This window comes from Protofrankia sp. Cas4, assembly GCF_963555915.1.
Taxonomy (GTDB): Bacteria; Actinomycetota; Actinomycetes; order Frankiales; family Frankiaceae; genus Protofrankia.
Map to the genome: position 1 here is coordinate 1 of NZ_CAUVXL010000253.1, position 10,161 is coordinate 10,161.

Consider the following 10,161-nt stretch of genomic DNA (forward strand, 5'->3'; position numbering starts at 1 on the left):
CAATGGTGCCGGCGGTATGTGTGTAGAGGTTGCAGTGGCTGACGAGGGCGTCTTCGTCCGCGATTCGAAGAACCCGTCCGGGCCGATTCTGGCCTTCACCGGCGGCGAGTGGGAGGCCTTCCTCGCGGGCGCCAGGGACGGCGAGTTCGACCGGGCCTGACCGACCGGGATATTTGATCACAACGACGTTTGATCACCGCAACGTTACCGATCACAGCTGCACCGCACGCCGTCATACTCTCTGAAGGTCTGAGAGTACCACGCTGGTTACCGAGTCACGATGAGTGCCGGTCACTATAGGTGATGGTCGGGGTCGGACGGGCACCTACCGTCCGACCCCGACCGTCGCAGCAGCACCGTCGCACAGCAGCACCGGCTCGCAACCACCGTGCCACGCGACATGACCGACGCGGCCACTGCGCGAGCACGTACGACGACACCGCGAAAAAGCCCTTGCGATCGGGCCGACGACAGCGCACTCTGTAGAAGTCAGGTCGGGTCACAGTTCTTTCCCTGTTCCCTTCCTGGTCAACATTGTCTTCCTGGTCAACATTGTCCTCTTGGTCAACATTGTCCTCCTGGTCAACATCGTCTTCCTGGTCAAAGTTGCCTTCTTGATCAATGTTGACCTCGTGGTCAATGTTGGGTGAAGATTCCGATCATCTTGTCGGGTGCTGGTGCCCGCCGTCGCCGTAGGGAGCGAAGCCGCTATGTACGCCATCGCCTGGGCAGAGGCCCGAAGGTCGGGGCGTGCCGGGCTCCCCCTGCATCCGAGCCTCAGATCCAGTCGGGTTGGTCGATCGCGCGCCGGCGGAACATAGGCGATCGATCGCTTCGCGGGCAGGGATTACCAACCCCACCGACCCGGGAGCCCCCTGATCCATCTCACGCCTGACGCACGCCAGGCTGGCTTTTCGTCGTCCTGTTTCCGCACAACGGGAGGTGATCAGCGTGGCCACTGCCACGACCAACCTGCTCAACACCCCGCTTGAGGACCCGCGCGCCGAGCGGGTGCGCCGCAACTCTCTCGCGGCGTACGTCGACGGAAAGATCAGTTTTGCCCAAGCGAACTCCCGGGTCCGCAAGGCGATGGAACGGTTCGGGCCATGACCGCCCGCCAACCTGGCCCAGGATGCCCTCCGGTGGCCCGCAACCCTTCAACTGCGAGGCTCAGACCAGGTGTAGGTACCGCTCGCTGATACCGACGGATATGCGCTGACCCCAGGCCAGCGTCAACGTGTCCGTCTCGATGCCGTCGCCGAAGACGACCATCCGCTCGGACTCGGCCAGGAGCTCAAGCCGTGCCGAACCGTTGATCATCCCTTCGGTACGGCTCGTGCCGGTAGCGGGTGACGGCCACGCCTCCCGGACAAACCACACCAACACCCGTGCCTCCGGGTTCGGCAGACCGATGCCACTGGCGCGTTCCTGCCACACCGATCGGCACCAGCCGGTGGAACCGGTCCCGGTCCCGACGAGCAGACCCGACGATGCCTGTCGCTCGGTGCTCTGACCGTCAGGGCCGGGAGCCCGCAGCACATAGCGCGCAGTCTGGTGCCCGCTGTCCCCGACGTAGAGCTCGTTGAGGGCCACCAGTCGCTGACCGTCGTCGAGCACAGCTTCCGCCATGGTCAACCGCATGATCACGTCATCTGCGGCGGTGCCGTCGCGGCCTCGGCGCGCCGCACCGGAGCTGTCCGCCTCGATCTGGCGCAGCAGCCCGCCGATGTCCCGCGGCCGGTGTCGGACCAGGACGCCGGGGTTACGACCCGGTTCAGGGTTGACGCCCACCACCGGCTGGGTCTCGACGTATTTCGCCACGTTGGCGACCAGGCCATCCTGGCCGACGCAGACGATGATGTCGTCCGCGGCAAACATGAATCGGTCGAGGTCGCGACGTTCGACCTCCCCCCGCCGCCAGTCCGGCGGGATGGCTGCCGCGACCGCCCGACGGGCATCCCGATGGGCCGCGTGGCGTGCCTCGACCTCGACCAGGTCGCGGTCCCTGTTGGCAAGGAAGAACGCGGCCTGGCCCCGGGTGCCGTGGCGGTCGAGCAGTTCGGCGTATTCGGTACGGCGGTAGACGACCACCACCCGGGGCGCGAGGGTCATCGCCAGTTCCCATCGTCCACCGACGCCGGTGCCGCCGGCCCGCCTGAGCCAGCCGGGAGCGGTTGTGCGACAACTGGCACGGCCGATCCGGCGAGTCTGGCGACGAGGGCGGTGAGCAGGTCCGGAGTTATCGTCAACGTGTTTATGCCGGGCAGGTTCCCCGCGAGGTCCCGAACGGCCAGGGCAATCACAGCCGACCGGTCGAGGTCCCGCAGAGCGGCGACGCGCGCGGTGTCCGCCTCACCCTGGGCCGCGCCGACCAACCGGGTGGCATCGGCCGTGGCAGCCGCGCTGACCCGGGTCCGCTCGGCCTCGCTATCAGCGGCAATGCGTTCCGCCGCTGCTTTCTGGGTGACCCGCAGGTTGTCGTTGGCACCCCGCTGGGTGATGAGCTGCTCCTCTCGACGGGCCAGCTCGATCTTGTTCTGCATCTCGTTCTCGGCAATCCGGCGTTCCTGCTCGACAGCTACCACTCGACGGCCGTAGGTCGCACGATCAGCATCGGTCTGGACCTGTTCTCGGGTGGGCGTCCGCAACGCCTTCTCCATGTCCGTCTCCGGTCGTACGGCAACGACTCGGACGCCCACGACCGCGATTCCGGTTTCGGTGAGTCTCGGATCGCCGACGAGACCGTCGAGAATGCGCGCTCGCACGGCCGGGACCCCGCTGACCAGCGCATCCGTCATGACCGTACGAGCGAGCAGCTCGAAGGCGTGTTGCTGGGCGGTCTCGGTGATCAGGCCAGCGAGCTGCTCGAGCGGAGCGGCTCGCCAGGTGCCGGATTCAGGATCGATTCCGAAGTCCAGACGGCTCGCCGCGACGGCCGGGTCGGCGATCCGGAAGGTCACCGTCGCCTGCACCGCGATGTCCTGGAAGTCACGGGTAGGCGCGTGGAACAGCAGCGGTAACTCCCGGTCGTCCAGCGGGATCTCGCTGATCACGGCCGTCCGCGGGCGGTACCAGAAAGTCTGGCCGATCCCCTCGTGGACTACCCGTCCGCGGCGCAGGTGCTGGATGTGCGCGGTAGGTGTGCCACGCAGGTGACGGAGAAACAGCACCTTCGATATGTCAGCCACCGTCGCGCCTCCTCGCTTGCTTGTTATCGTCTGTTCGACGATAACTGGTTGGGCGAGTTTTCGTCAACCTGACGAGATAGGCTGAATGAGTGGCTACTGAAAGTACCCAGGACTACTACTCCCTGTTTGCGGTGACGGTCGACCTGAGCATCTTGACGGTCCGCCAGGACGTGCTGTGCGCGCTCGTGGTGGAGCGTGGCATCGAGCCCTACCGCGGACAGTGGGCGCTACCCGGAGGCTTCGTTCGTCCCGATGAGGATCTGGCGGTCGCCGCCCGCCGGGAGCTCAACGAGGAAACCGGTCTTGCGAACCTACCCGGGCACCTTGAGCAGCTGGCCACCTACGGTGCACCTGGCCGTGACCCGCGGACACGCGTGATCACTGTTGCCTATCTCGCCATGGCCCCCGACCTGCCGGTGCCGGTGGCGGGAACAGACGCGACGGCTTCCCGGTGGGCACCAGTGGACGAACTGCTCGCCAGCGACGACTCACTCGCCTTCGACCACGGGCGCATCCTGGCTGACGGGGTGGAGCGGGCCCGCGCAAAGATCGAATATACGCCGCTGGCAACGGCGTTCTGCCCGCCCGAATTCACCGTGGCGGATCTTCGTCAGATCTACGAAACGGTATGGGGCGTCCGGCTCGACCCACGCAATTTCCACCGCAAGGTAACAGGCACCCCGGGCTTCCTGCTCCCGACAGGACGGACGACCAAGCGCGACAGCGGCCGACCGGCCGAGCTCTTCCGGTGTGGCCCGGCTGGCGTTCTGCACCCAGCCATGCTCCGCCCGACACCGGGTTCAACCCGAAACGACAATTAAGAGCGTCCGGCAATAGGGACGCGGCGGCGCGGGGCCGGGCGCTCTAAAGGCGGGCTAGCTAGGGTGGCCGGCAGCCCGGGTGATCGGGGGGGTGAACCCGAACAGCCGGCCACCTCTCACTCTGCGGTCTGGGCAGTGAAAACACGGAACGGAATCGCCGCGGACCGGCCGGTGGTGTGACCGCGGTGACGAACTCGCCCGTCCGGCACCCATCGACCCGGGCTGGGCTGGTACGTCACCGCTCGACGCCGGACCCTGGCGGGAACAACGGCTACCGGACGGACTCACGGCCGTACAGGGCTGGCCGCGACGATTCCATGGCTTCCGGTAGAAGCCCGAGCGCGACGGCTGTCATGTGATGGAAATCGATTAGCGACGCCATCGGCTCCTGCCGCATCAGGGCCTGCGTAATATAGGCTGAGAGCCCCTGGACTCCAACACGGCTCACCAGATGCTCCACCAGATCAACGGGAAGCGTCACCGGCACTACCTGGTAGGGGCCACCCACTCCGTCCGAATACACGTTGTGCCACCCCCGCATGTCGCTTGCGGCCGTTGCCTCACGTCTCAGCGCCTCACGTCTCAACGCCTGGCTACGGTCCATCCCAATTACAGATGGTTACCAAAACATACCCACGAGAACAACCATACTCGGATAATCCGTACATACAATAGTCGACGACAACAGATTTTCCCCCTGGTCGGGCAACTAACGTGCCACGCCAGCAAATATCGACAATAAAAACACAACGGCACCCACCGGTGTGATGTCGCCCAGCTGTATCGCCCCCAGCTGTGTCGTCGAGTTGTGTCGCCCAGCTGGGTCGTATACCGGTCTGCCAGCCAATCAGCCCAGGTCGGGTTCTCAGACCGTCGCCGACTCCCGCGCGACGCTCGCGGCCCGGTCTCGTCCAAGACCGAAGATCCCGATCGCGACCAGCCCCAACGAGACGACAAACGCCACCATCTGCGGCCCCTGCGGCGCCGACTCGTCGAAGAGGGTCAGGCCGATCATCACCGGCAGAAAGGCCGAGACCCCGCTGGTCACCGGAAACGCGATCACAGCGGCCCGACCCTGCAGGCCCCGCTGTTCCAGGCCCAGGGCAAGGACGGAAAAGGCGATCAGTACATAGGGGGTCGGCGTCCACAGCAGCCCGGTCAACTCATGGTCGTCCAGGTACAGACCGACCTGACGGGTCGCCAGCGTTGCGATCGCATAGCAGACCCCGGCCGATAATCCGAACAGCAACGCCGCCTGCGCGATCCGCCCCGCGTGCCCCGCCCGGTTGGCCAGCCACGCCCCGACCGCTGTGAACCCCAGTCCGAAAGCCAGGAACAAACCCAGATCCTGATCGCTCGCCGGGGTGCCGACCTGTGCCCCACGGCTGAAGGCAACGGCCAGCAGACCAATTCCCGCGACCATGCATGCCATGCCGCGCCAGCCGACCCGACTGATCCGCTCTCCCAGGAACCGCTGGGCCAGCAGCGAGAACACCACCATGTCGCCCGCCATGAGCGGAGCGACAAGGGCGACCGGTGCCACCGAAAGCGCCAGTACCTCCAGCAGGAACGACCCCGCTTCGACGGCGAGTCCGAGCAACCACAGCGGTCGCAATACGAGACGTAGCAGCAGGCCAAGCCCCAGCCCGCCACCGGGTGGGGCCTGGCGCGCCGCAACGGCCTGGATGAGCGGGGCCGTCCCGTACAGCGCTGCCGACACAACGGCAACCGGGACGCCGATGACAAGCGCGTCGCTCACACGTCTTCCATGATCCGGTTCGGGTTCGGGTTCGGGTTCGGGTTCGTGTTCGTGCTGTACGGAATCAGGCCGTCACCAGCCATTGGCCAACTCAACCTGGCTGAGCGCGCCGCCGAATGCCTGCTCCCACGCCTCCGGCGTCCCGACCACGCGCACCGACGGTGGCTTGGTGCGGTCGAGGGCCGCCAGCACTGAACGGCGCAAGGATGCCGCATCGGCGGAGGTGACGTCCGCCCGGCCCCGGTCGAGCTCAAGCTGCAGGTTGTCCCGGCCGTGGCCAGGCACGACATCCAACAGCATCAGATCACGACCGATGACCCGCGCCTCGCTACAGGTGTCACCCGACGATGTGACAACAAGATCACTCGCTGCCATCAATGCGGGAATCCGGTCGGTAAAACCGAACGGGACGACCTGCGGGTGCGTGTTCGCGAGCTCTCGCAGGCGGCCAGCGAGCGAGACGTTGCGTCCAGCGACCACGAGTACCCAGACGCCGGCCTCGGCAAGGGCCCGAGCGCCCTCGACCAGCGGCCCGAGACCCCAGGAACCCGACATCAACAGCACACACCGTGCATCGGCGGGGATCTCGAAGGCCTCGCGGGCCGCCTCCTGCGTCGGTGGATCGTAGAACGGCTGACGGACCGGCGTGGGCACCACAGCGATCCTCGCGTCCGGATGGAAGCGCCGGACGAACCGTGCGGCCGTGGTAGATGTGACCAGGTACAGGTCGGTGTTCTCATGTACCCACAGCCGGTGGACGCAGACATCCGTGCAGAAGACCGCGGTCACCATCCGGGAATGTTCGGACTTGACCCTGCTGGCTGCGGCAGCCCCGGTGGCGAAGATTGACAACAACAACTCCACTGACTGGTAGCGCAGTTCCGTGCGGAGCTTGGGTACGAGAAAACGCGACGATGCCGCCTCGATCGCCTTTGACAGTCCGCCACCGGGACGCATCTGCGAGAAGTGCACAGCGTCATACAGCCCGGGGACGGCCAGCATCCCGCGAAAGACGCCCTCACCCGCCGACCCGGCCCGGCCGCCCATCATGCGCAGGGAGTCCAATGTGCGGGTGGAGAACCCGCGCAGGGCCAACGAGTGCGCGCATGCCTGGGCCATGACGTCATGGCCCATCCCGAGCGAACCCGACAGCAACAGCGCCCGCCGGTCAGGCTGCCCTCCCCGGTTCGCCGGGGACTCCGTCACCTCGTCCGCGTGATCGCCCACCATGCTCTACTCGGCGGAGGCTGGGACGCCAACCCCGTCGGCCCGCCGGGCGGGCACCGACACCGGCTGCTCGCTGCTGGCCTGCCGGTCCGCCAGATACCACTCGACGTACTGTCTGACGCCGTCGGCGAAGCGGGTGGTCGGCCGCCAGCCCAGCAGCGCCTGGGCCTTTGCGTTCGATACGGACCGGCCCCGGAAGTCACCCGGACGGGCCGGGATGTGTTCGATCTCGACGCCCGGGAAGTGGTCCCGGACCGCCTGCGCCATGGCCAGCACGCTGACGCGCTCGTCACCCTCAAGGGCGATCGTCTCATTGCGCGCCGCGTCGTCCATGGCAAGCACGTGCGCATTCGCGAGGTCACGGACGAAGACGTAGTTACGGAACTGCTGCCCGTCGCCGGCGACGGTGAGGGGCTCCCCGTCGATCGCCTTACGCAGGAAGCGGGCCAGGACCAGCTCATCGCGCATGCCGGGACCGTACGGGATGCCGTACCGCAGGATCGTGAAGTCCACGCCGTAGGTCTGCTGGTAACTGTGCAGTAGCAGCTCCGCTGCGATCTTGGTCGAGGTGTAGACGTGGCCGGCGCGGTTCATCGCCAACTCCGCGTCTTCGGTCAGCGCTTGTGGATCATCCAGATCACCGCCGCTCGCCCCATACACCCAGACTGTGCTCGCGAACAGAACCCGGCGCACTCCGGTGATGCGTGCGGCCTCGCACACGTTGGCCGTGCCCTCGACGTTGAGCCGCACCGTCCGGATCGGATCGGCGAAGGCATGATCAACGTTGGACATGCCCGCGAGGTGGAAAACCATGTCACAGTCAGCAAACACTGAGGTAACCGAGGGGAGGTCCAGGACGTCGACGATCCGGTGATCGGCGCGCGGGTCCGCCACGTGCGCATGCAGATCTACCGAGATCACGTCATGGCCGGCGTCCAGGAGCCGGTCCACCAGGTGGGCTCCGATGAAACCGGAACCTCCAGTGACGGTTATACGCATAGGTCATCCGTCCAAGATCGTCAGGTTTGGGGTCGGATCATGTAGTCAGAGATGGTGGGATCGGATCCCCCGGTCAGATCGCGACCGTGAGGGCCTCGACGGCGGACGCCAGTGACACCAGCACATGATCCACCTCCGCTGCGGTCATATCCGAATGGACAGGAAGGCATACGTGCCGGGCGCACACGTCCTGCGCGACCGGGTGATTACCCCGAGCATAGGACTCGAACGCCGGTTGCTCGTGCAGAGGCGCCTCGTACACCTCACCCGACAGCGACACGCCGTGACGCTCTTTCAGCTCCTTCTTCAGCCGCACCCGGTCGATGCCCGGCCGCAGGAGCGCGAGGTACTTGTAGTAGTTGCTGCGGCCGCCCGCTGGTACCAGAATCGGCTCGAGTGCCTCGATCTGACCGAGTCCCGCCGTATAAGCGGCGGCGGCGGCGTTACGACTGTCAAGAAACTCGGGCAACCGGCGGAGATGCACCAAGCCGGTGACGGCATGCAGTTCACTCATCCGCCAGGCGTAACCCTGCTTGATGTGGACGTTGCCGAGGAATCCGGCCTTCCCCTGATCCCGGAATATCACCGCCTCGTCCCGCACCCGCTCGTCGGCGGTGAGGATCATCCCGCCCTCACCACTGGTGATGACCTTCGTGGGATAGAACGAGAACGCCCCGGCCACACCGAACGAACCCGCGTAGCGGCCTTCATGGCTCGAACCATGCGCATGGGCGGCGTCCTCCACCAGGAGGATGCCGCGCTCGTCGCACAGCGCCCGGATGTCGTCGACCTCGGGAGTGATCAACCCCCCGATGTGGACCAGGACCACCGCACGCGTGCGAGGCGTGAGCGCGGCGGCCACTGTCGCAGCGCTCAGGGCAAACGTCTCGGCATCCACATCCGCAAAGATCAGATTCGCGCCGGCCCGCAGAACCGCGAAACCGGTCGCCGCAAACGTGTTCGTCGGCACGACGACATCCGCATCCGCCACCTCGACGGTACGGAGGATGATCTCAAGAGCAGCGGTGCCGCTGCTGACCGCGACGGCAAAAGGGGCACCGTGAGCCGCGGCGAACGCGGCTTCGAACTCCTTCGTATGCGCGCCGAGCGTCAGCGCTCCGCTAGCCAGGATCTCCGACGTCAAGGACGCGATCTCCGCGCGATCGGCTTCGGGGAAGACGATCCGCGCCGCTGGAACCTGCACCTGCACACCCCCTTCGGGCCGCAACACATCGGTGTTCACGACCGTCTCCGGTCCGGACACTGCGCAGAGCGACGCTACCGGGTCACCTGCCGGAAAGCCGGCAGGATCATTCTGATCCGCGACACCTTCCATGATCCCTTCCTGGAACGGCGACCCGAGGGTCGCCGGGCAGCCCGGGAATGACCACCAGGATCCCGGTTTACACCCCGCTTGTGACCAGAAAACAAGATAGACCATTGCCACCCAAATCCACCTGGACATCGTGGGGCATGTCACCTGATGACCCAGATAGTCCACCGTGAACACGTGGATGAATCACAACGATGCAACTATTACCCAACGCGCCGAAAATGGGCGCGTTTGACAGTTTCACGACGACCGGTGGACACCTTGACGGCGCGACTGCCCAGATCCCAATACGCAGCGGCCGCCGGGTTCCCAGGACCGGCACCCGGGAAGGAACTGCAACGTGACACAGGACAAGATCATTCGAGATCTCGCCGGAGTGGTCGGCCTTGTCGACAAGGTGGAGCCCTTCATCGAGCTCCAGGACACGGCCACCCGTGACGAAGCCGCTCGCGAGATGCGCAACGCGGGTGTGCGCTACGCCCGGGTCGTGCACCTCGAAGCCGACCTCATCCGCTCCTCGATCATCACTGTGGCGGACCTCGGCAAGGTCCCCGACCCGGCCCGACCGCTGGCAGGCGTGATCGACACCTTCCTACCTGAAATCTTCCTGGACTGGCGTGACTTTCTCACCACCGCGGTCAACGAGTCCCTGCGCGATGCGCCTGCGGGCACGACGATCACGGTCGAAGACGAGGGTCGGCCGCTCGGCGTCATCCCGGCCACCACCATCGAGGCATTCATCAACACCGGCGGTGGATGACCTGCGAACACCGCTCACAGCGACGCCGGGTACCCGCGCTCCGGCCCCGCTCCTTGATCCACGTCCCTGTTGCC

General features: G+C 65.9%; 10 protein-coding genes. 4 read left to right on the forward strand and 6 right to left on the reverse strand.

Going from position 1 to position 10,161, the window contains the following annotated elements:
* Positions 1 to 160: DUF397 domain-containing protein (locus tag U9979_RS22880; RefSeq protein WP_322780916.1), on the forward strand; the 160-nt coding region annotated here is incomplete at its 5' end.
* A gap of 791 nt (positions 161 to 951) precedes the next feature.
* The gene (locus tag U9979_RS22885; protein ID WP_322748845.1) at positions 952 to 1,110 is read left to right on the forward strand and encodes a hypothetical protein; all 159 of its coding nucleotides are present in this window, start codon (positions 952 to 954) and stop codon (positions 1,108 to 1,110) included.
* A 60-nt stretch (positions 1,111 to 1,170) separates the two neighbouring features.
* On the opposite strand, the gene U9979_RS22890 is transcribed toward U9979_RS22885, so the two are convergent.
* Positions 1,171 to 2,112, reverse strand: a complete 942-nt coding sequence (locus tag U9979_RS22890; RefSeq protein WP_322748846.1) for a hypothetical protein — start codon at positions 2,110 to 2,112, stop codon at positions 1,171 to 1,173.
* On the reverse strand, positions 2,109 to 3,188 hold the full coding sequence (locus U9979_RS22895) for an SPFH domain-containing protein (protein WP_322780913.1): 1,080 nt from the start codon (positions 3,186 to 3,188) through the stop codon (positions 2,109 to 2,111). Before U9979_RS22895 ends, U9979_RS22890 begins: the two co-directional genes overlap by 4 nt.
* Before the next feature lie 89 nt (positions 3,189 to 3,277).
* On the opposite strand from U9979_RS22895, the gene U9979_RS22900 reads away from it, so the two are divergent.
* Positions 3,278 to 4,009, forward strand: a complete 732-nt coding sequence (locus U9979_RS22900) for an NUDIX hydrolase (protein WP_322780914.1) — start codon at positions 3,278 to 3,280, stop codon at positions 4,007 to 4,009.
* 865 nt (positions 4,010 to 4,874) lie between these two features.
* Here the strand turns inward: U9979_RS22900 and U9979_RS22905 are convergent.
* The 4 genes from U9979_RS22905 to U9979_RS22920 form a co-directional block, all read right to left on the reverse strand.
* Positions 4,875 to 5,768, reverse strand: coding sequence for a hypothetical protein (locus U9979_RS22905; protein WP_322780915.1), 894 nt, complete (start codon positions 5,766 to 5,768; stop codon positions 4,875 to 4,877).
* Between the two features lie 72 nt (positions 5,769 to 5,840).
* On the reverse strand, positions 5,841 to 6,998 hold the full coding sequence (locus U9979_RS22910; RefSeq protein ID WP_322752387.1) for an MGDG synthase family glycosyltransferase: 1,158 nt from the start codon (positions 6,996 to 6,998) through the stop codon (positions 5,841 to 5,843).
* A gap of 3 nt (positions 6,999 to 7,001) precedes the next feature.
* On the reverse strand, positions 7,002 to 7,994 hold the full coding sequence (locus U9979_RS22915) for an NAD-dependent epimerase/dehydratase family protein (RefSeq protein WP_322750027.1): 993 nt from the start codon (positions 7,992 to 7,994) through the stop codon (positions 7,002 to 7,004).
* A gap of 73 nt (positions 7,995 to 8,067) precedes the next feature.
* On the reverse strand, positions 8,068 to 9,198 hold the full coding sequence (locus tag U9979_RS22920) for a DegT/DnrJ/EryC1/StrS aminotransferase family protein (RefSeq protein ID WP_322750041.1): 1,131 nt from the start codon (positions 9,196 to 9,198) through the stop codon (positions 8,068 to 8,070).
* Between the two features lie 469 nt (positions 9,199 to 9,667).
* Here U9979_RS22920 and U9979_RS22925 point away from each other — a divergent pair, with 469 nt between their 5' ends.
* Entirely contained in the window at positions 9,668 to 10,087 is a 420-nt protein-coding gene (locus tag U9979_RS22925; RefSeq protein ID WP_322750028.1) for a hypothetical protein, read from the forward strand.
* The last annotated feature ends 74 nt before the right edge of the window (positions 10,088 to 10,161 follow it).

Bases quoted from the DNA above. Each gene is read 5' to 3' on its own strand.
- U9979_RS22890 (WP_322748846.1), bottom strand. From the start codon at position 2,112: ATGACCCTCGCGCCCCGGGTGGTGGTCGTCTACCGCCGTACCGAATAC.
- U9979_RS22915 (WP_322750027.1), bottom strand. From the start codon at position 7,994: ATGCGTATAACCGTCACTGGAGGTTCCGGTTTCATCGGAGCCCACCTG.
- U9979_RS22910 (WP_322752387.1), bottom strand. From the start codon at position 6,998: ATGGTGGGCGATCACGCGGACGAGGTGACGGAGTCCCCGGCGAACCGG.